At 58.9% G+C, this 20,792-nt stretch carries 21 protein-coding genes; all 21 read right to left on the bottom strand.

The annotated features are described in order from the left end of the window. Positions 1 to 173: 173 nt before the first annotated feature. A complete protein-coding gene (phnP, locus tag RAC90_RS00745; RefSeq protein ID WP_375123828.1) occupies positions 174 to 944 on the bottom strand; it encodes a phosphonate metabolism protein PhnP in 771 nt (256 codons plus the stop codon). After that, complete coding sequence (gene phnN, locus RAC90_RS00740) at positions 941 to 1,477, bottom strand: ribose 1,5-bisphosphokinase (protein ID WP_006119633.1); 537 nt, start codon at positions 1,475 to 1,477, stop codon at positions 941 to 943. The genes phnP and phnN overlap by 4 nt, the downstream gene beginning before the upstream one ends. Next, positions 1,477 to 2,613, bottom strand: a complete 1,137-nt coding sequence (gene phnM, locus RAC90_RS00735) for an alpha-D-ribose 1-methylphosphonate 5-triphosphate diphosphatase (RefSeq protein ID WP_039338201.1) — start codon at positions 2,611 to 2,613, stop codon at positions 1,477 to 1,479. Before phnM ends, phnN begins: the two co-directional genes overlap by 1 nt. Continuing rightward, complete coding sequence (gene phnL / locus RAC90_RS00730; RefSeq protein WP_033739491.1) at positions 2,610 to 3,329, bottom strand: phosphonate C-P lyase system protein PhnL; 720 nt, start codon at positions 3,327 to 3,329, stop codon at positions 2,610 to 2,612. Before phnL ends, phnM begins: the two co-directional genes overlap by 4 nt. Then, positions 3,329 to 4,090, bottom strand: a complete 762-nt coding sequence (gene phnK / locus RAC90_RS00725; RefSeq protein ID WP_006119636.1) for a phosphonate C-P lyase system protein PhnK — start codon at positions 4,088 to 4,090, stop codon at positions 3,329 to 3,331. Before phnK ends, phnL begins: the two co-directional genes overlap by 1 nt. After that, positions 4,080 to 4,928, bottom strand: coding sequence for an alpha-D-ribose 1-methylphosphonate 5-phosphate C-P-lyase PhnJ (locus tag RAC90_RS00720; protein WP_375123827.1), 849 nt, complete (start codon positions 4,926 to 4,928; stop codon positions 4,080 to 4,082). Before RAC90_RS00720 ends, phnK begins: the two co-directional genes overlap by 11 nt. Then, a complete protein-coding gene (locus RAC90_RS00715) occupies positions 4,921 to 5,997 on the bottom strand; it encodes a carbon-phosphorus lyase complex subunit PhnI (RefSeq protein WP_375123826.1) in 1,077 nt (358 codons plus the stop codon). Before RAC90_RS00715 ends, RAC90_RS00720 begins: the two co-directional genes overlap by 8 nt. Then, positions 5,988 to 6,572 carry a phosphonate C-P lyase system protein PhnH gene (phnH, locus tag RAC90_RS00710; RefSeq protein ID WP_033739495.1) on the bottom strand — a complete coding sequence of 195 codons (585 nt, stop codon included), beginning with the start codon at positions 6,570 to 6,572 and terminating at the stop codon, positions 5,988 to 5,990. The genes RAC90_RS00715 and phnH overlap by 10 nt, the downstream gene beginning before the upstream one ends. After that, the gene (gene phnG, locus RAC90_RS00705) at positions 6,569 to 7,018 is read right to left on the bottom strand and encodes a phosphonate C-P lyase system protein PhnG (protein ID WP_006119640.1); all 450 of its coding nucleotides are present in this window, start codon (positions 7,016 to 7,018) and stop codon (positions 6,569 to 6,571) included. The genes phnH and phnG overlap by 4 nt, the downstream gene beginning before the upstream one ends. Beyond that, positions 7,015 to 7,731 (bottom strand): phosphonate metabolism transcriptional regulator PhnF, encoded by a 717-nt coding sequence (gene phnF / locus RAC90_RS00700; RefSeq protein WP_006119641.1) that lies wholly within the window; start codon positions 7,729 to 7,731, stop codon positions 7,015 to 7,017. Before phnF ends, phnG begins: the two co-directional genes overlap by 4 nt. Before the next feature lie 214 nt (positions 7,732 to 7,945). Then, the gene (locus tag RAC90_RS00695) at positions 7,946 to 8,788 is read right to left on the bottom strand and encodes an oxidoreductase (protein ID WP_375123825.1); all 843 of its coding nucleotides are present in this window, start codon (positions 8,786 to 8,788) and stop codon (positions 7,946 to 7,948) included. Positions 8,789 to 8,886: 98 nt separating this feature from the next. Continuing rightward, positions 8,887 to 10,668 (bottom strand): thiamine pyrophosphate-requiring protein, encoded by a 1,782-nt coding sequence (locus RAC90_RS00690; RefSeq protein ID WP_039338040.1) that lies wholly within the window; start codon positions 10,666 to 10,668, stop codon positions 8,887 to 8,889. A gap of 138 nt (positions 10,669 to 10,806) precedes the next feature. Continuing rightward, positions 10,807 to 11,322, bottom strand: a complete 516-nt coding sequence (locus RAC90_RS00685) for an Lrp/AsnC family transcriptional regulator (RefSeq protein ID WP_033740352.1) — start codon at positions 11,320 to 11,322, stop codon at positions 10,807 to 10,809. A 249-nt stretch (positions 11,323 to 11,571) separates the two neighbouring features. Beyond that, the gene (gene gabT, locus RAC90_RS00680; RefSeq protein WP_033740353.1) at positions 11,572 to 12,885 is read right to left on the bottom strand and encodes a 4-aminobutyrate--2-oxoglutarate transaminase; all 1,314 of its coding nucleotides are present in this window, start codon (positions 12,883 to 12,885) and stop codon (positions 11,572 to 11,574) included. A gap of 113 nt (positions 12,886 to 12,998) precedes the next feature. Beyond that, the gene (locus RAC90_RS00675) at positions 12,999 to 14,132 is read right to left on the bottom strand and encodes a M20 aminoacylase family protein (RefSeq protein WP_375123824.1); all 1,134 of its coding nucleotides are present in this window, start codon (positions 14,130 to 14,132) and stop codon (positions 12,999 to 13,001) included. Between the two features lies 1 nt (position 14,133). Beyond that, complete coding sequence (locus RAC90_RS00670; protein WP_172912973.1) at positions 14,134 to 15,060, bottom strand: glyoxylate/hydroxypyruvate reductase A; 927 nt, start codon at positions 15,058 to 15,060, stop codon at positions 14,134 to 14,136. Next, positions 15,060 to 15,902 (bottom strand): GNAT family N-acetyltransferase, encoded by an 843-nt coding sequence (locus RAC90_RS00665; RefSeq protein WP_375123823.1) that lies wholly within the window; start codon positions 15,900 to 15,902, stop codon positions 15,060 to 15,062. The genes RAC90_RS00670 and RAC90_RS00665 overlap by 1 nt, the downstream gene beginning before the upstream one ends. A 10-nt stretch (positions 15,903 to 15,912) precedes the next feature. After that, positions 15,913 to 17,244, bottom strand: a complete 1,332-nt coding sequence (locus RAC90_RS00660; protein WP_058701623.1) for an FAD-binding oxidoreductase — start codon at positions 17,242 to 17,244, stop codon at positions 15,913 to 15,915. 83 nt (positions 17,245 to 17,327) lie between these two features. After that, complete coding sequence (locus RAC90_RS00655) at positions 17,328 to 18,992, bottom strand: ABC transporter ATP-binding protein (protein WP_110268287.1); 1,665 nt, start codon at positions 18,990 to 18,992, stop codon at positions 17,328 to 17,330. Then, entirely contained in the window at positions 18,989 to 19,837 is an 849-nt protein-coding gene (locus RAC90_RS00650) for an ABC transporter permease (RefSeq protein WP_006119653.1), read from the bottom strand. Before RAC90_RS00650 ends, RAC90_RS00655 begins: the two co-directional genes overlap by 4 nt. Continuing rightward, positions 19,837 to 20,790, bottom strand: coding sequence for an ABC transporter permease (locus RAC90_RS00645; protein ID WP_039338049.1), 954 nt, complete (start codon positions 20,788 to 20,790; stop codon positions 19,837 to 19,839). The genes RAC90_RS00650 and RAC90_RS00645 overlap by 1 nt, the downstream gene beginning before the upstream one ends. Positions 20,791 to 20,792: the final 2 nt, after the last annotated feature.

Genomic DNA, 20,792 nt, shown 5'->3' with positions numbered 1-20,792 from the left:
TCTGTGCACCCGACGCTGAATCCGGGGCTTCATTACCCTGTCTGGCCCGTACCTGTTGGCTCAGTGCCTTTGCTGGCAGCAGGGACAGCAGGCCCTGCTCACGCAGCAGGAACCTGACGAGAGACCGCTATATTAAGAACACCGGGGATGAAAGCTGTATTACGGTTATGTGATTAAACGATGACAGGCAAAACGGCGTCCAGAGACAGCGACAGGCCGTCATGCGCCGCCTGCACCGAGGCCGGTAGCGGATGCTCGGCCAGCCAGTTGTCCATATCGTGACTCAGATGAATCAGCCAGGCCTGGTGGGGTTTCAGTGCCTCGATGATGGTCAGGGCCGCGGTCACATCGTTATGGTTACGCCCGCCCTGACCGGGGGGATCGTTGCAGTCCACCACCAGGTGGTCCAGCGTTTGTCCACGAAGGAAATCCGCGGTATCCGGCGGCAGACCGCAGGTATCACACAGCCAGGCCAGCCGGGCACCGTGCCAGTCAAACAGATAGCCATGCGTAAGCCGTGAATGCTGGAGTGGTAAGGGCGTCACCCGCAGGTCGCCAAATGACTGGGCCACGAAGGGGGTTAACGCGGGCCGGAAATCCAGTAAGCCGGGATGTTTAAACAAGTCGTCACAGCCCTTTTCATCCGGCGGCCCCCAGACGGGAATCGGTTTCCCTTTGCCCCAGCGCAGGGTAAATAAGCCCTGCACATGATCCATATGATAGTGCGTCAGCAGAATCCGGTTGATATCCTCAGGCTGAAACCGTTCTGCCAGCCAGGGTAAGCCCGCATCCAGTAAAATACGTTCACGTCCGGCTTCGATTAACGCGCTTGTAGGCGCGCGGCGATAACGGGCAAACTGACGGGCGCGCAAACAGGCGCCACAGTCACAACCGAACACGGGTGCCCCGGTTACGCCGCCCGTACCGAGCAGGGTCAGTTTCATGAGGCGCCCTCCAGCAGCTGACGTAACTGTTGTACGGTCTCTTCGAGTGCGCCATCGTTATTCAGCCGCAGGCAGCCTTCTGGCTGATGCCGGTCAGCCCGTGCCAGCCGTTGGGCGATCGCCGCTTCGCTCTCACGGCCACGCTGGCGTAACCGTGCGGCCAGTACCGCAGACGACACCTCAAGGCATAGCGGTAACAGTCGCGTGCCGTAACGTGCCCGGACGTGTTCCAGATGCTGGCGCGATCCGTTGACCAGCACGTTTTGCCCGCACGCCAGCCAGTGGTCGATTTCACTGCCCACGCCGTAATAAAAACCGTGCGCCTGCCAGCTGACGGCAAATAACCCCAGCGCATCGCGCCGGATAAATTCCGCTTCCGTCAGGGCGATATGGTTTTCGCCCCCTACATCATGGGGACGCGTAATATAGCGATGAGCAATCAGCAAGCCCTCAGGCGGTGCCTCGCGCAGCCGGTCCAGCAGGCTGTCTTTGCCTGAACCGGACGGGCCGATAAGCCAGATGAGCCGGGCCATCAGTACACCTGCCGACCTTTACACCAGACATGGCGAATATGGGGATGGCCATGTTGAGTATGCGCCAGGACCAGGTCGGCGCGGCAGCCTTCGCTGATCACGCCACGATCTTCCAGCCCCAGCGCACGTGCCGGATTGCACGTCACCAGCGCAATGGCCTGAGGCAAAGAGAGCGTATTGCGCTCATCGGCGGCCAGACGGAACGCCGCATCCAGCAGGCTGGCGGGATAGTAGTCCGACGACAGGATATCCAGCATGCCGTGAGCGGCCAGCTCCCAGGCGGCCACGTTGCCGGAATGCGAACCGCCGCGAACAATGTTGGGCGCGCCCATTAACACCTGCATGTTGCGGTAGCGCGAAGCTTTCGCCGCCTCCAGCGTGGTGGGAAACTCGGCAATCGCACTGCCCACGGCGTGCGACTCTTCGACATGGTCAACAGTCGCATCGTCATGACTGGCGATCGCGATGCCGTGATCGCGGCACAGCGCGGCAATCGCCAGACGATTGGGCTGTGACCAGGCCTCGGCCAGTTCCAGTTGCTCGCGCTCAAACGCATCCATCTGCTCGTCATTCAGCTGGTATTTTCCCTGGTAGTATTCCCGGTACTTTTCCAGCGACGCATACTGACGCTGGCCCGGTGAGTGATCCATCAGCGACACCAGCGACAGCTCAGGTGAGGACAGCAAGGCTTCAAACAGCGGCAGCGTTGTATGATGCGGCAGCTCACAACGCAGATGCAGTAAATGCTCCGCGCGATTAAGCCCCTTTTGGTTGCTGTCACGAATCGCGCCAATCATTTTACTGAGATTTTCCAGTCGGTGGCCGCCATCACGCACATCCCCCACGCCGATAGCATCCAGCACGGTGGTGATGCCGCTGGCCACCATCAGCGCATCGTGGCTGCTCATCGCCGAGTGCGCCGGCCAGTCGACTTTAGGCCGTGGGGTGAAAAATTTGTCCAGGTTATCGGTATGCAACTCCACCAGGCCCGGCAGCAGATACGCGCCTTCGCCATCCAGCGCACTGGCCAGCTGGCTGTTCGTTTCGCTAAAGTTGGTAATACGGTCTTCGCGAAACTCCAGCGAACCGGCAACAACCTCATTTTCCAGCACCAGCTTTACGTTATTAATGATCATGCTTCTGCCCCTGTTTTGAAGGGCTGCATGACGTGCAGGCGATCGGCCACACGTTCCCGCACCGCTTCATCATGAAAGATCCCCACGATTGCCGCGCCGCGTTCACGCGCCTGCTCAATCAGGCCCACGACCGCGGCACTGTTGACACTGTCGAGTGACGCCGTGGGTTCGTCCAGTAACAACACCGGATAGTCCGCGATAAAGCCGCGGGCGATATTGACGCGCTGCTGCTCGCCTCCCGAAAAGGTTGAGGGGGCCAGAGACCAGAGGCGCTGCGGGACGTTAAGTCGCGTCAGCAGCTCTTTCGCGCGGGCTTCGCAGAAGCCGCGTTCCACGCCGCGCTCCAGCAACGGCTGCATCACGATCTCCAGCGTCGGCACGCGCGGGATGACGCGCAGAAACTGACTGACCCAGCCGATAGTATCGCGACGAATGGCAATAATCTGACGGGCCGGTGCCTGCGCCATATCCACCCACTCACCCTGATGCTGTACCCAGATGTGGCCGCTGTTGGCCTGATAGTTACCGTACAGGGCACGCAGCAGGGTGGATTTCCCGCTGCCGGAATGCCCGTGCAGTACCACGCATTCGCCCTGACTGACGTCCAGGCAGGCATCCTGTAATACCGGCAGCGCCGCCCCGTTTTGATTGTGCAACACAAAGGTTTTGCACAAATTTTCTACGCGCAGTTGCGTTTTCATAGTCGCCGTCGCCATTAGTTGAGCACCGATGAAACCAGCAGTTGCGTGTAAGGATGATGCGGGTCATCCAGCACGCGGTCAGTTAAGCCACTTTCCACCACCCGGCCCTGCTTCATCACCAGCAGGCGATGCGCCAGCAGGCGCGCCACGCCCAGATCGTGCGTCACAATTACCACCGCCAGATTGAGTTCCCGCACCAGCGTACGCAGCAGATCCAGTAACCGTGCCTGCACCGAAACGTCCAGGCCGCCGGTCGGTTCATCCATAAACACCAGCTTCGGCTGGGTGACCAGATTGCGGGCGATCTGCAGACGCTGCTGCATGCCGCCGGAAAAGGTTGTCGGCAGATCATCGATGCGGTTAGCCGCGATTTCCACCGCCTGCAGCCAGTGGCTGGCTTGCGCGCGGATTTCGCCGTAATGGCGGTGACCGACGGCCATCAGGCGCTCGCCGATATTGCCGCCCGCCGTGACCTGAGGGCGCAAACCTTCCAGCGGATGCTGGTGGACCACGCCCCACGCCGTGCGCAGTAAGCGGCGGCGGTCGCTTTCGCTCATTTGATACAGATCGCGTTGCAGATAGTGAATCGCGCCCGCCTGCGGTGCCAGCCGCGCTGACAGGCTACGCAACAGGGTGGTTTTGCCCGATCCGGATTCCCCGACGATACCCAGAACCTCGCCCGGATAGAGATCAAAACTGACGTCTTCAAAGCCTTTTCCTGGCGCATACAGATGCGTAAGGTTGTTCACCGCGAGCAGCGGTTGTTCACTGTGCATGGTGTTGTTCCTGCTGCTGGTGGCAAAAATCGGTATCGGAGCACACAAACATGCGCGTGCCCTGGTCGTCCATCACCACCTCATCCAGATAGCTGTGGCGCGAACCACAGAGCGCACAGGGTTCGTCCCACTGCTGCACGGTGAAGGGATGATCGTCGAAATCGAGGCTTTCAACTTTGGTATAGGGCGGCAAGGCATAGATGCGTTTTTCACGACCGGCACCAAACAGCTGGAGCGCGGGCATCATGTGCATCTTGGGGTTATCGAATTTGGGGATCGGCGACGGATCCATCACATAGCGATCGTTGACCTTTACCGGATAGGCATAGGTGGTGGCGATGTGACCAAAACGGGCGATATCTTCGTACAGTTTGACCTGCATAATGCCGTACTCTTCCAGCGCATGCATGGTGCGGGTTTCCGTTTCGCGAGGCTCAATAAAGCGCAGCGGCTCGGGAATCGGCACCTGGAAAATCAGGATCTGATCTTCTTGCAGCGGCGTTTCCGGAATACGGTGGCGCGTCTGGATCAGCGAGGCATCCACTGTGCGCTCGGTCGTCGCCGCACCGCTGACGCGCTGAAAGAAACGGCGGATCGAGACCGCATTGGTGGTATCGTCCGCGCCCTGGTCGATAACTTTCAGAACGTCTTTGTCGCCAATCACGCTGGCGGTAATTTGAATACCGCCGGTGCCCCAGCCGTAAGGCATCGGCATTTCACGTCCGGCAAACGGCACCTGATAACCGGGAATCGCCACGGCTTTCAGGATGGCGCGTCGGATCGTACGTTTAGTTTGTTCGTCAAGATAGCCGTTGTTATAGCCGCTGAGTTCAGCCATTTTGCTGCTCCTGATAGTCCTGGCGCAGACGTTTCAGCAGTTCCAGTTCCGCCTGGAAATCGACGTAGTGCGGCAGTTTTAAGTGGGACACAAAACCTGCGGCTTCGACGTTATCCGCATGGGACAGCACAAACTCCTCGTCCTGCGCCGGGCTGGTAATGCGTTCATGGTGTTCACGCGTCTGTAGCGCCCGATCCACCAGCGCCATGGACATGGCTTTACGTTCAGCCCGGCCAAAGACCAGGCCATAACCCCGCGTAAAGTGCGGGGCGCTTTCGCCGTCGTGCGTAAAACCGTTGACCATTTCGCATTCGGTCAGCAGCATTTCCCCGATCTCCAGTTCAAAACCCAGCTCTTCGGGACAAATGCTGACGCTGACGTATCCGGTACGGATTTCACCGGCAAAGGGGTGCGTGCGGCCATAGCCACGCTGAGTGGAATAGCCCAGCGACAGCAGAAACCCTTCGTCGCCGCGCACCAGTTGCTGAAGACGTGCCGCGCGCGAGGCGGGAAAGCCCATCGGCTCACGGGTGATATCCGTGGGTTCGCTGCCATCGTCGTGTTCTGTCTCCGCGAAGCCTTCCTCGCTCATCATGCTGAACATATGCGGACAGTGTTCCGGCAGCGCCTGCTCACTGCGCGGCGGCGGCGGTGTTTCGCCATTTGCCATCAACGTAAAGTCCAGCAGACGGTGACTGTAGTCGTAGGTCGGCCCCAACACCTGACCGCCGGGTAAATCCTTATACACCGCCGAGATGCGTCGCTCGATTCGCATGCTACCCGTAGCTAACGGCGTGCTTTGCGCCAGCCGCGGCAGGGTTGTGCGATAGGCACGCAGCAGGAAAATGGCCTCCACCAGATCGCCGCTGGCCTGCTTAATCGCCAGCGCCGCCAGCGCGGGATCGTAAATGCCACCTTCCGTCATCACCCGATCTACCGCCAGACCGAGCTGCTGCGCGACCTGGTCGCAGGATAATTCAGGCACCGCGCGATCGCCGCGCCGCACATCCGCCTGCAGGTGATGGGCGTTAGCAATGGCTTTTTCGCCCCCTTTCACGGCTACGTACATGAGCACACCTCAACGTGGGTTGTCCGTGGCACCGCCATCATCGCTTCGCCACAGGTAAAGATGAGATCCACACCCTGAGGAAACGGATGCGGGCGGGCACGCAGGTAGTCGATCACGCTTTCCGGCAGTTGTGGCGCAATGGCGCGTGCTTCGCGCAGCCCCGGCCCTGTCAACCGTAATGCCAGGCCACCGTTCAGCGCAGGTACCTCAATAATCAGCGTGGTGCTTTTCTCAGGTGCCAGGTTATCACCCGCGGAAAAGTCGGCCGGATTAGGCTGAGCGGTCGCGTGACTTAACGCAAATGCCGCATCACTGCTGTCGGTAATCGGTGCGCCGGTATGAAAACGCAGGTTATCGCGCAGCGTCTGATTATCGACCTGTGGGTCCAGCCATAGGGGGCTTTCCTGATCGACCAGGGTCAGCAGCACGGCAGTGGCGGCGGGAGAAAGTGCGCCCCAGCCCTGTTGCAGCGGCAGCGATACCATAACGCCAGGTTCGCTCATGGCTTTCAGAATGCGGCGAAAAGCATGCTGCGCATCCGCAACCGGGTGATGAAAACTTGCCAGTAAAGTCATTCATTGTCTCCGCGTACCAGCGTAAAGAAGTCCACTTTGCTACTGGCGATTTCACGTGCACGCAGCTGACGCTGCTCGTCGCGTAAGGCCGCCAGTGGGGTAATAATCTTTTCCTGTAACAGCTCGGCGGTGCCCGTCTGCTGCAACAGCGCATCCATCAGGGCACAGCGTTCGGCGTGGGCTTTATCCCGGCCCAGCAGGTAGCTGTAGCCCAGGGTGCCATCGTTTAGCCGGACGACCGCGCGCGTGACGGTGGCATCGCCCATCACAAAACGTTTGCCCGTCGCGCCCATGCGGGCCTGCAACCGTGTCAGGCCAATTTCAGCCGGTCGGATCAGCGTAAAGGCCGGCGTAAGGTTGAGCGGCTGCCAGAGCGCGTCAAGCTCGGCGGCGCTGCTGTGGGCCAACACCGAAAGCCAGTGCTGGCGTGCCGTTTGCTGTTTCATTCGTGCTCCAGAGTGAGTTCAATCATGTCGCCACGCGTCAGGCTGACGGAGTACTCCGCCATCGCACCATCGGTGGTTTTATTCAGGGTGCGCACGCACAACAAGGGGGAATGCAGTGCGATCTCCAGCTGCTTGCACTCTTTGGCCTGAGCCCGACGGGTGCTGATGCGCGTTTGCGTGCGCACCAGCTGCTTGCCGGTGTGCTGCCGCAGGAAGTCGTGGAGCGAGCCGCTGGTAAAGCGTTGTAGCTGCGGCCACCAACTGAGGTCGGGCAGGAAGTGATTAATCAGGCACACCGGCAGGCCATTGACCCGGCGCAGCGTGCGCAGATGAATGACGTTGTCGCCTTCGTTCACGCCTAATGCGGCCGCGACGTCTGTACTGGCAGGACGCAATACGGCCAGCAGGCGCTCACTGGTGGGATCGCTGCCCTGTTCCAGTAAGTTCTGGCTGAAGCGGGCCTGCGCATGGAGCGGATAATCATACGGGCGCATTAACACCAAAATGCCGACGCCGTGGCGACGCTGCAGCAACCCTTTATTCACCAGTTCATCAACCGCCCGACGTAAGGTGTGGCGGTTAACGGCATAGTGATCGGCCAGCTGTTGCTCCGAAGGAAGGTAGTCACCACTGCGATAACGCTCCTGAACAGCCTGCTCCAGTTGCGCCGCAACGGCCTGATACACAGTGGTCGGATGTCTGGATAACTCCATCACAAATAAATCCTCACAGCGTAAGGGGGATTTCGCAGCCGGTGGACTGCGGGATGGCTACAGCGTGACGGGATCAGATGACAGAGAGGTGACGACTTAGTGAAGCGAAGGTGAATTTGTCTGTGAAGCGCAGGACACCGGACAGGTCTGAGAGTAAACCGCTCAACGCCATAGGGCATCCATGCCAAAGAGCGGTCAGGGCTTATCCGGCTGTTTAATCAGGAAAATCGGTTGATAATGACGTCTGTTTCCAGGCTTCTATCTGTACCAGTCGCGCTTTGAGTTTTTCCGTTACCGCCTCATAACCCCATGCTCCCATCACCACGTGGCGCGGCGGTTCGGGGTGTTCAGCAATGGCGATCATCGCGCTCGCCGCACGAACAGGGTCACCTTTCTGCGTGCCGCTGTACGCCACCGTCGCCTTCATCCTGGCGGCAGCGGTTTCGGCATAATCCGGTAAGGTGCTCGGGGTCTGATGCAGGGAACGTCCTGCCCAGTCGGTACGAAACGGGCCGGGTTCAATACAGGTCACGTGAATCCCTAACGGACCCACTTCCTGGGCGAGCGAATCAGACCAGCCCTCTACGGCGTGCTTACTGGCAGCATAATAACCTGAGCTGGCAAAGCCGATAAATCCTGCCACGGAGGTGATATTCATAATGTGGCCCCGTCGCGCGGTGCGCATAGCCGGCAGTACCGCACGCGTCAGAGCAAACAGACCGAAAACGTTGGCATCAAACTGCGCGCGAATGGCCTTGTCTTCCCCTTCTTCGACGGAACTTTGGTAACCGTAACCCGCATTATTGACCAGTACGTCAAGGGTGCCGAACGTTTCAAGCGCTTTGTTGACCGCCTTATCAATACTGTGTTGTTGCGTCACATCCAGTTCAACCGCGATCGCGTTCGGATGGCCGTCAACCGGATCGGCGATCGCTGATCGATGGCGTGCAGTTACGACCACCCGGAATCCGCGGGCGATGGTCTGCTGCGCCAGTTCACGGCCAAATCCCGTTGAACATCCAGAAATCAGCCACACCGGTTGTGTGTTTGTTCCCATGATCAGGCTCCTGTTATCGGTTTAGCAAAGGGCTGCCGGACATCCGCATGGCCGGCAGCAAGCAGAGTCTTGCCGCAGGGCGAGTGAAAATTTACCCGCTACTGTTTTTTATGAAAAAGTTGGCTGGCCGTGTCACTGAGAATCTGGACCGCGCCACGATCCCCTTTAACCATGGAGGCCATAAAGGATTTGGCCTGACTGAACGTGATATGTGGCGGCAGAGGCGCGACTTCCGGATCGGTTTTTACCTCCAGCAGTACAGGCCGGTCAGCGCTGAGCGCCCGTTGCCATGCACCTGCGAGCGCATCCGGATTATCCACATAGATCCCTGTCAATCCCAGGGATTCAGCGAACTCAGCATAGTTAACGTTCGGCAGTTGCTGGGTTGCTTCGAAGCGCGGATTGCCCTCCATCACGCGCTGTTCCCAGGTCACCTGATTGAGGTCCTGATTATTGAATACACAAACAATCAGGCGCGGATCGGCCCATTGTTGCCAGTATTTCTGAATGGTGATCAGCTCAGCCATATTATTCATCTGCATCGCCCCGTCTCCCACCAGCGCCACAACCGGCTTGTGCGGATGGGCAAATTTGGCCGCAATCGCGTAGGGCACCGCCGCCCCCATACAGGCCAGGCCGCCGGACAGTGAGGCGCGCTGGCCCTGTTTTACACGATAGTCACGCGCAAACCAGTTGGCACAGGAGCCGGAATCAGAGGTCACAATGGCATCGTCCGGCAGTTGCGGCGACATTTCCCATACCACACGCTGCGGATTAACAGGATTGGCAGGAGCATGCGCTCGCGTTTCCATCAGTGTCCACCACTCTTGTACCTGACGTGCAATATCCTCCTGCCAGCGACGATCGGTTTTGTGCTCCAGCAAAGGTAACAAAGCACGCAACGTTTCTGCGGCATCGCCGTGCAGATTCACTTCACAAGGATAACGCAGGCCCAGCATGGCAGGATCGATATCAATCTGTACTGCGCGTGCCTGACCTTCTTTCGGCAGAAATTCCGTCCAGGGAAAGCCGCTACCGATCATCAGCAGCGTGTCGCAGTGTTGCATCATTTCCCAGGAGGGCCCCGTGCCAAGTAAACCAATAGCGCCGGTCACAAAAGGGGCATCATCCGGCAGCACATCTTTACCTAACAACGCTTTTGCCACGCCCGCGCCCAACAGATTAGCCGCTTTCACCACTTCTGTCGCCGCATCGCGGGCACCAGAACCAATAAGAATGGCGACCTTTTTCCCGCTGTTCAGCACCTCCGCAGCACGTTGCAGATCATGGTCGTAAGGGACAACTTTGGGGCGCTGATAGCCGCTGCCAGAATGGGTAAACCCGTGAAGGTGCGGAGGCGCCTGCCAGGCTTCGTCCTGAATATCTTTCGGGACGATCACCACCGCCACGCCATTCTGTGCAATGGCAATACGAACGCCACGGTCAATCAGATGGCGGACCTGCGCAGGCGCGGAGGCTTCCTGCACAAAATTAGCCACGTCGGAAAAAATCCGGTCAAGGTTCATTTCCTGCTGATAACTGGCACCGCGAGCGGTCGCTTCCGCCTGCCCGGCAATGGCGAGAACCGGTGCGTGATCCATTTTGGCATCGTAGAGCCCGGTCAGAAGATGTGTCGCACCCGGGCCGCCCGTTGACAGACAAACGCCAAGCTCGCCGGTAAATTTGGCATGTCCGGCGGCCATAAAGGCGGCCATTTCTTCGTGACGGACTTGGATAAATTCAATGCCGTCACCCTGTTCGTTGGCACGCTGAATGGCCCCTAAAACACCGTTGATGCCATCGCCCGGATAGCCATAAATGCGCGTAACGCCCCACGCCTTGAGACGCTGGACAAAAAAATCACTGGTTTTGGTACTCATGGTCGCCTTCCCCTCTTAGTCCGTGCAGACTTAAAGGGTAGTCGATCAAAAAAATATCAACGGTCAGTGATGGGTTTCGTGCACAGGCGATGTTGCATTCGTACCTGTCATCGCGAAAAAGCGTTCTTACTGCGCGGGCTACTGGCTTCCGTATTCCATCGCGTTATGTTTGCCGATCAGTGAGCGCAGGGGCACACTGCTTTTCATGACCGGGGATTTGATCACGATGTAGCTGAAGTATTTATCAATGCCGATTTGGGCATCGAGCATCTTCTCAATCACGTCCTGGTAGTGCTCAATACTGCGGGTGATAAAGCGCAGAAGGTAATCGTAACCGCCGGTAATCAGATGGCACTCCATCAGCTCATCGACGTCACGCATCGCAGCTTCAAACTTCATAAAGTCTTCGCGGCGGTGTCCGTTAAGCGTGACTTCGGTAAAGACGGTGACGGAATCGGTAATTTTGGTGAGATTAACGTGCGCTTCATAGCCCGTGATGAATCCCGCCTGTTCCAGGCGCTTGACGCGTTGCAGGCAAGGGCTCGGGGAAAGCCCGACGGCATCGGCGAGATTAACGTTGCTGATACGGCCATCTTTTTGTAGTTGCACCAGAATATTGATATCGATGCGATCGAGTTTCATTAAGCCGTTCATAGCACCCCTCATTGTTTACCGCTGTACTGGACGTTCGTGACTACCCAGAAATACGCTGTGTACTCGCGCAAAGCGCACTTTTATTACTCCTTAAAATACGCCTTTTAAAATAACAACTGCGCTACTTTTTTGTAACACAAAAAATCCCGGGCTTATCACGCTTTGCAAAAAATGCGCCAGCGTGACACCCGGTTGCGGCCTGGTGGACCGCATCCCGGGTGGCTGCCTTGTCAATGAGGGCCAGTGCAGTTACAAACGACCGGTCGCCCGCGCCAGCGCGATATCGAAAATATGCAGCGCCTCTTCAAGTTGCGAATCGGTGGTCACTAACGGTGCAAGGAAACGTATGGTATTGCGATGCAAGCCACATTTAATCAGCAGCAACCCTTCCTGACAGGCGCAGTCGAGGATCTTTTGCGTCAGTGCACTGTCGGGTTTGTGTGTGTCCACATCCAGAATCTCAACGGCCTGCATAAAACCTACGCCGCGCACATCGCCAATACAGGCATACTTGTCTGCCAGCTGACGCAGACGCTGATTCAGTTGCTCACCTAACTGACAAGAACGCGCCAGCAGATTTTCCTGCTCAAAGATATCCAGTACCGCGAGGGCCGCCGCACAGGCCAGCGCGTTACCGCCATAGGTCCCGCCCAGTCCGCCCGGCGCCGGGCTGTCCATGATCTCGGCTTTACCTACCACGCCCGAAATCGGCAACCCGCCCGCCAGACTCTTCGCCGTCGTGACTAAATCCGGTTTGATGCCAAGTTGCTGGAAGGCAAACATGGTGCCGGTACGGCCAAAGCCGCTCTGGATTTCATCACAGATCAACACAATGCCGTGCTGGGTGGTAATGCGGCGCAGGGCCTGCATAAACGCGGGACCGGCCGGTAAGAAGCCGCCATCGCCCTGCACCGGTTCAATGATAATGGCGGCCACGCGCTCCGGCAGAATCTGCACCGCAAACAGCTGCTCCAGCGCCTTCAGACAGTCGGCCTCCGTGACACCGTGCAACGGATTCGGGAACGGCAGACGATACACATCACTCGGGAACGGACCGAAATTCTGTTTGTACGGCGCAGACATGCCGGTCAGCGTGACACCCAGCAAGGTACGACCGTGGAAGGCACCGTCAAAAGCGATAATGCCGGGACGTTGCGTATAAGCTCGCGCAATTTTTACCGCATTCTCGACGGCTTCTGCGCCGCTGGTGAAGAAAACACTTTTATAATGATCTTCACCGCCGACCAGCTTATTGAGGCGCTGTGCCAGTTCGATATAGCCGGGATAGGCCACAACCTGAAAACAGGCATGCGACACCAGGCCGAGCTGACGGGTCACGGCGTTAACGACCGCAGGATGGTTATGACCGACGTTCAGTACGCCGATGCCGCCCACGAAATCCAGATAGCGGTTCCCTTCCACATCCCATACTTCGCTGCCTTTCGCGCGTTCGATCACCAGCGGATGTGCGGTAACGATGCCACGCGGCACATGGTGTTCTCGGACATCCAGCAACAGGCTGTTATCCGAATAAGTTTGCTGTTCTGCCAGGACATTCTGCATTTCTCTACCTCATCCACGTCGTGTTCGGTTGGCTTAAGTATCGCAATCTGTTGAGCGATGACGGTGCCGTAATTCCGCCAGTAGCGGCATTAAGTGTTAAAATCCCACAGGTTTCAGCAAGGAAATGTTGCCCCCAGCCCGTGGCAGGCCAGCGTGATAAATGCCCGTATTCCATGCGGTATCAACGCGTCGTTAAAGTCATAGGCCGCATGGTGCAGCGGCTTGCAGGGCGCGGAACCGATCCATAAATAGGCGCCGGGTTTGGCCTGCAACATAAAAGCAAAATCTTCTGAGGTGAGCGCGGGCTGAGCCGCGAGGCGTGCCTGCATACCTGCGGCCTGCAGGGCGGCAAGTGCCTGAGTCGCTTCCGCATCACTGTTGATCGTGGCCGGGTAATAGCGTAGATAGTTCACCTCAGCCTGTAAGCCGTGCGCGGCCGCGATGTGTTCTGCCATCTGCCGCAGGCGTGATTCGATGATGTCCTGCGCCGCGGGATTAAAGGTGCGCACCGTACCGGTGATGTTGGCTTCCGCAGGGATCATATTGTGGGAGAAACCGCCCTGCATGCGCGTCACGGTCAGCAGAGCCGGTTCGCAGGGATCAAGTGCCCGTGGCACCAGCGTGTTGAGCTGGACCACCAGCTCGCTCAGCGCCAGCAGCGTGTCATGGGTCAGATGAGGCTGGGCAGCATGCCCGCCTGCGCCTTTGACGGTGATATCAAAACGGTCGGCTGCCGCCATAATCGGCCCCGGACGGGTTTGAATCTCCCCAAGCGGCAGCTCGGGCCAGTTATGCAGCGCATACACGGCATCGCAGGGAAAGCGTTCAAACAGGCCATCGTCGATCATAGCCTTCGCGCCCGCCAGCCCCTCTTCTGCCGGTTGAAAGATAAAACACACCGTACCGTCAAACGCAACGTCACGCGCCAGTTTCTCCGCTGCGCCCAGCAACATGGTCGTGTGGCCATCATGACCACAGGCGTGGCTGCGGTTTTGTTGCAGGCTGGTCCAGGCAATCTCGCCTTTATCCTGCATAGGAAGCGCATCCATATCGGCACGCAACCCAATCATGCGCGAATTTGTGCCTTTCCTCAGTATGCCCACGACGCCGGTTTTACCGATGCCACGATGCACTTCAATACCCAGATCGTGTAAAAAGCGGGCAACAATGTCGCTGGTACGCTGCTCCTGAAATCCCAGCTCCGGGTTACGGTGCAGATCCCGGCGCAACGCCACTAAATGATCCATCTTAATATCCTCGTGAACGATCGATAACGCCGTGCAGCGGCTCACCGCGCTGAAAACGCCGCAGGTTGGCCACCAGTGCGCTCACCGCGCTGTCGTTTTGTGTGCGGCTGGCAATATGGGGCGTGAGCCAGATGGCGGGATGGGTCCAGAACGCATGACCGGCAGGGAGCGGTTCCGGCTCCGTTACGTCAATCACCGCGGCCCGTAACTGACCGCTGTCCAGCGCGGTCAGCAAATCCTGTTCGTTAAGCTGCGGTCCGCGTCCGGCCTGCACCAGCGCGGCCCCGGCGGGCAACTGGCTGAACAGTCTGGCATTGAGCAGGCCCTCTGTGCTGGGCGTCAGTGGTAACAGGCACACCAGAATGTCGCTGCGTGCCAGAAACGCGGGCAGCTGCGCGTCACCGTGCCAGCACACTGCGCCCGGTATCTGATGAGGCGTCCGGCTCCAGCCGCCGCAGTCAAAGCCTAATGTCTGAAGCTGGGTCAGTGCGGCGCGCCCCAGTTCGCCGAGTCCCATGATCCCTACGCGCCGTTCGCTGGCGGGCACGGCTGAATGCGCCTGCCACTGCTGCGCACGCTGTTGCTGGAAATAGCGCGGCATATCGCGATGCAGTCCCAGCACGGCGAAGGTAATGTATTCCACCATGCCCTGCGTCAGCCCGGGTTCAATCATCCTCACTAACGGCAGGTGCGCAGGAAGCGCGGACAGATCGAACTGTTCCGCCCCGGCACCGACAGAAAACAGAATTTTCAGGTTGGGAAACCGGCGGGTCACATCGTCCGGCGGCACCCAGGCGATCACCGCCTCCACCTGCTCCGGCTCACCCGTTTCGGGCCAGAGATGTAAGTGGATATCCGGCGCATGCGCCGCCAGCCAGCGCTGCCAGTAAAGGCCACGCTGGGGCTCCGATTTGTACACGATATGCATCAGGCCATCGCCTGGGTCATTAAGCCAAACGCCTGCATGCCCTGTGGTGCCCACACCTGGCCACGTACCATGGTGACCGGGGCATCCACATTGGCCAGTCCAAGACTTTCAAGCCAGCTGGCCATCGGCAGCGCGGCGTCGGTGTCCATGCGCAGATATTCCCCTTTCAGGCCCTGCATTAACGCGGCGGTCAGTGCCTGTGCCACCGGTAAACTGTCCGCGATCACCGGACCAATCACCCAGCCGCGGCCAAAACGGCGCAGGCTGGCAAACCCCCGCGCCTGTTGCGCGTCGTCCTGCAAAATAACGGTCTGATTATCGTTAATAAGATGCGCAATAAGTTCAGGGCGGTACAGTCCATGCGCCGCTTGGTCCATCTGCACCAGCCTGTCCTGGTCTTCGGCGGTTGCGGCAGACAGAGTTAACCCCGCCGGGATAGGCACGGCCGGCACGCTGCTCAGGGATGGCGTTTGGTACTGGAGAATGTTACCGCAGGCCACAAAACCCAGTTTCTCGTAAAGGCCCTTGCCCATGTCGGTGGCGTGCAGACGTACGTTATAGCCGGGGACTTTTTCCAGCAGCGCCAGCATCAGCTGCTTGCCCAGTCCCCGGCCCTGATGCTGATTGGCCACAATGACCAGGCCAATGGTGGCGGCCTCGTCACCCCAGCGCCACAGAATCGCGCTGCCGATGACCTCGCCCTGCTCTTCAATCACTACGCCTTCGCCAAGCTGGATGCCGATCGCCCAGTCCTCGCGACGGTGCGGCCAGTTAAGTGCCTGGCTCATGGCGTGAACCTGCGGGATATCGTCTGAGGTCATGGTACGAATATGAAATGTCATTTTGCTTTCCTTACATCATGCCAGGTGCATCAAGTGCGCTGCCGTCAGTGAAACGGCTGTAGCGATAAGGTGTCGGATCGACAACCGGCGTGGCGTCAGTTGCCAGCTCGGCGGCAAGGCGGCCCGCACCGGGGCCAATGCCAAAACCGTGGGCGCTGAAGCCCGCCGACAGCACCAGACCGGGCAGTTTTGCCACGGTGGAGATGACCGGAATCGCATCCGGGGTGCTGTCAATCATGCCGCCCCAGGCCTGGGCAACCTTCAGGTTGGCCAGGGCAGGAAACTCCCGGCGCATCGCTGCCAGGCCGTTTTCCACCACCGAGCGATCGGCGGCCGGATCGAGAATACGCATGCGCTCAAACGGCGAAACGCTATCCAGATCCCAGCGGCCCATGGCTTCAGGCCCATGGAAAAACGGTTTAATCCCCAGGTTCAGGGTAAGGTTTTTACGACGACTTTTGAATGTGGGATAAAACTGCTTCAGATAACGCAGACCCTGCGCGCCGGGCTCCAGTCTGCCGCGGCCGGAGACGGAAACCGTATAGCTGCCGTCCAGCTGTGGGCGACAGGCGAAACGTTCGGTATAAAACGGCACGGTAATGGCCTGCCGAATGGGCTGGGTGCGAAACGCGGTGCCAATCACGTTGCCAAGCGGCAGATCGAGACCGTGACGACGGCAAAACATTGAGGTCCATGCCCCGGCAGCACAGATCACACGGCTGGTCTTGATCAGGGCGCGTTCCGTAACGACGCCGCTGACACGGCCCGCCGTGATATCCAGCCCGCGCACGGCACACTGCTGAAAAACCTGCGCCCCGTTTTTCTGCGCCCCTATGACAATGCCGGGGGCGGCGAGTCGCGGCTCAGCAGCACCGTCCGTAGGCGCTGATACGCCGCCCAGCCAGTCAGTGGTACTGCCCGGCGTCATCGCTTTAGCCTGCCGGGCATTCAGAATATCGCTGCGCACGCCGTACTGCTTCGCCATCTGCCCCCACTTATCCCAGGCGGCAATATCCGCTTCATTGCGGGTGGCATACACCAGGCCGCTGCGGCGAAACCCCAGCTCTTCCCCGGTTTCCTGACTCAGTTGTTCCCAGCCGCGCAGGGCTTCAATCACCAGTGGCAGTTCACGCTCGTCGCGATTCTGCTGGCGGCACCAGCCCCAGTTGCGGCTGGACTGTTCGGCCCCGACCAGGCCTTTTTCTATCAGCACCACTTTCAGGCCCTGCTTTGCCAGATACCAGGTTGCGGCTGCACCGGCGATACCGGCACCTATCACCACCACATCAGCAGCATCCGGGAAATCCGGGCTGTCCTGTACATATCGAATCGGTGCGGGCATGTCGTCACAACCTCGTCGTGTGTTGGGGCAACATGGCAATGGCGTGCTGCCCTGCCCCGGAATGGGGGGCGCTTGTTTACCGGTTATTCGGCTTTCAGGATCTCTTCGTGCTCGTCGAGCCAGCCCTGACGGAGTTCAGGCACGGCACGTTTCAGGCGTTCAAAATAGAGCTCGCGGGTCGGCTGCTCGTAATTTTCCCGCGCCAGTTGGGTGACGATAGCGCCATTGCGCATGACGACGATCTCATCGCACACCGCTCTGACGGCGTGCATATCGTGGCTGATAAAGATGACAGACAGCCCCAGTTCACGGCGCAGCTCACTGATCAGATCCAGTACCGCCGAGGCCACCACGGTATCGAGCGCCGAGGTTACCTCATCGCACAGAATGACATCCGGCTCTGCCGCCAGCGCGCGCGCCAGGTTCACGCGCTGCTTTTGTCCACCGGACAGCGACCAGGGACGGCGCGAGAGCACGGTACGTGGCAGCCTGACCAAATCCAGCAGTTGATACAGCCGGTTCTGCCGGGCGATGCCGCTCAGCCCATGAAACAGCGTCAGCGGGCGTGACAGAATTTGTTCCACACTGTGTGCAGGATTGAGCGCCGTATCCGCCATCTGGAAAACATACTGAATACGACGCAGTTCGTTATCCGTGCGCTTTTGCATCTGACCGGCCACCATGTGACCGTTAAACAGGATTTGCCCCTGACAGGCCGGGTTCAGGCCGGCGATAGCATGAGCCAGCGTGGTTTTGCCCGAGCCGGACTCACCGATAATGCCGATGGCCTGGCCTTTCCAGAGCGTAAGATTGATGTTTTCCAGAATGCGCACTTTGGGCAAACCATCACTGCCTTTGGGTCCGTAACCCGCAGACAGGTCGCGTACTTCCAGCAGCGGCAGCTCATTCGCCTTTGCCGGGCACCAGTTGCTGGGGCGTTCTTTCTGTTGCGCCGCCGCCATCAGCAGGCGCGTATAGTCCGACTGCGGTGCGCCTATCAGATGGGCCGTGGTGCCGTATTCGGCAATTTTTCCCTGCAGCAAAACCAGAATACGGTCGGCCATTTGTGCAACGACGGCCAGATCGTGGCTGACATAAATCGCCGTCACGCCACGCTGTTTGACCACGCGGCGGAAGGCTTTGAGCACTTCGACCTGCGTGGTGACATCCAGCGCGGTAGTGGGCTCATCAAGAATCACCACCTCCGGATCGCTAATCAGCGCCATGGCCGTCATTAAGCGCTGGAGCTGTCCGCCCGAAACCTGATGCGGAAAGCGATCGCCAATGGTGTCCGGATTCGGCAGCGCCAGCTCCCGAAACAGGCCCAGCGCTTTGGCTTTTGCCGCCTTGCGCGTCATCGTGCCGTGAATCACCACTGGCTCGATCACCTGGTCGATAATTTTCATGCCGGGGTTAAACGAGGCCGCCGCACTTTGCGCAATGTAGGCGACCTTATTTCCGCGGAAAAAGCGAAGTTCGGCAGGCGTCAGTGCCATGACGTTGGTGCCCGCGACGTGGATATTTCCCTCGGCGATCTTACAACCGTGGCGGGCATAGCCCATCAGCGCCATTGCGATGGTGGTTTTCCCCGAGCCGGATTCACCAATCAGCGCCAGGACTTCCCCCTTCTGCACGGTGAAGCGAATATCGGAGACGATATCCAGCTCATCGCCATTGTCGTTGTGCGCCGTTACGCGCAGCTTATCCACCGAAATCACAGGCATCGCCGTATGTGGTGTCACGTTCATGCCCCCTCCTTTGCCAGCGTCAGCGGACGCATGCTTTGCAGACTGTCAATAAACAGGTTTACGGCGATAGTAAGACTGGCAATCGCCAGGGCGGGCATCAACACCGCCGGCGAACCGTCAAACAGCCCCTGAATATTTTCGCGGACTAAGGTGCCCCAGTCGGCATACGGCGGCTGGACGCCCAACCCCAGGAAGCTCAGGCCGCTCAGCAGCAGGACGATGTACACAAAGCGCAGACCAAAATCGGCCAGCACCGGATGAACCATGTTCGGCAGAATATCGTGGATGGCGATGTACCAGCGGCTTTCGCCCCGCAGCCGGGAGGCGCGGACGTAATCCATATTGCGCAAACTACTGGCCAGCGCAAACGCAATGCGGAAGGCGCCCGGCCAGTAGGTGAACACCGCCGTGATCAGCAGCATCGGCAGTGAAGAACCAAATACCGCCACAATCATCAGCGCCAGAATTTTACCCGGCAGCACCAGCATCGCGTCGTTAATGCGACCCAAGAGCTCTTCCAGCCAGCGTCCGGTGACCGCCGCGATTAAGGCCAGCATCGTCCCAATCAGGCTGGCCAGAATGGCCGCGCCGAGTGCCAGGCCCAGCGAGAATTTCGCGCCGTACATAATGCGCGTGAGCATATCCCGCCCCAGATAATCGGTGCCCAACAGGTTTTCGGGGGTGAATCCGCCCATCAGCGGCCCGGAACCAATATCGTCGAGGCTGTGCGGTGCCCACCAGGTGCCAAACAGCGCGATGACCAGCCAGAACAGGGTCACGATCAGGCCCAGGCGACCTGATAACGACAGTGACTGAAAAATGCGCCAGGGAAGCAGAAGTTTCATCAGCTCCTCCATTTCGGGTTAAAGGCGATAGTGACAATATCCGCAGCCAGCAGCAGCAACAGATAACAGCCGGCAAACAGCATGACGCAGAGCTGCACGACGGGCAGATCGCGGTTACTGACCGCATCCACCATCTGGCTGGCCAGACCGGGATAGCTGAAGATGGTTTCAATGATGATGACGCCACCAAACAGATAAGAAAGGCTGAGGGAAATCGCGTTTGCAATCGGGCCAACGGCGTTAGGTAAGGCATGACGCAACACGGCGCGCATCGGGGAAACGCCTTTCAGCAACGCCATTTCCAGATACGGGCTGTCGAGCTGGTTAATGATGGCCGCACGCGTCATGCGCGCCATCTGGGCGACCAGGCCGCAACATAGCGTGATGACCGGCAATGCGTAGGCTTTGATATAGCTGGCGAAATCCATGTTGGGACTGCCCAGTGACATAGCCGAGACCCAGTGCAGCTTCACGGCGAAGATCAGCACCGCTACGGTCGCCACCAGAAATTCCGGTACGGCTACCGTGGCCATAGTGCCAATCACCAGCGCGCGATCCAGCTTAGAGCCGCGGTTCATCGCGGCGGCAATACCGATAATCAGCGCAAGCGGCACGCAGATGGCGGTGGTGGTCGCCGCCAGTTCAAACGTGGCCGGAAGCCGCTGTGCCACCAGCTGTGCCACCGGCAGATGACTGGCAAATGAGGTGCCAAAATTCCCTGTCAGCATGCCGCCGAGCCAGGTGAAATAGCGCACCAGCAGCGGCTGATCTAAGCCCAGTTGCTGACGCAGGGCCGCCACGGTTTCGGGTGTGGCGTTTTGCCCCAGGATCATTTGCGCCGCATCGCCCGGCAGCAGGCTGGTGATAAAGAACACCACCGCTGAGACGATAAGCAAGGTCAGGATGCCGGCGCCAATGCGCCGGGCAATCAGGAACATCATGTATCGGTTCATCG

It is taken from the genome of Pantoea sp. CS_6 (assembly GCF_041954745.1).
Classification (GTDB): Bacteria; Pseudomonadota; Gammaproteobacteria; order Enterobacterales; family Enterobacteriaceae; genus Pantoea; species Pantoea stewartii.
Note: the sequence above shows the minus strand (reverse complement) of the source record. Positions and strands in the feature narration are given on the sequence as shown.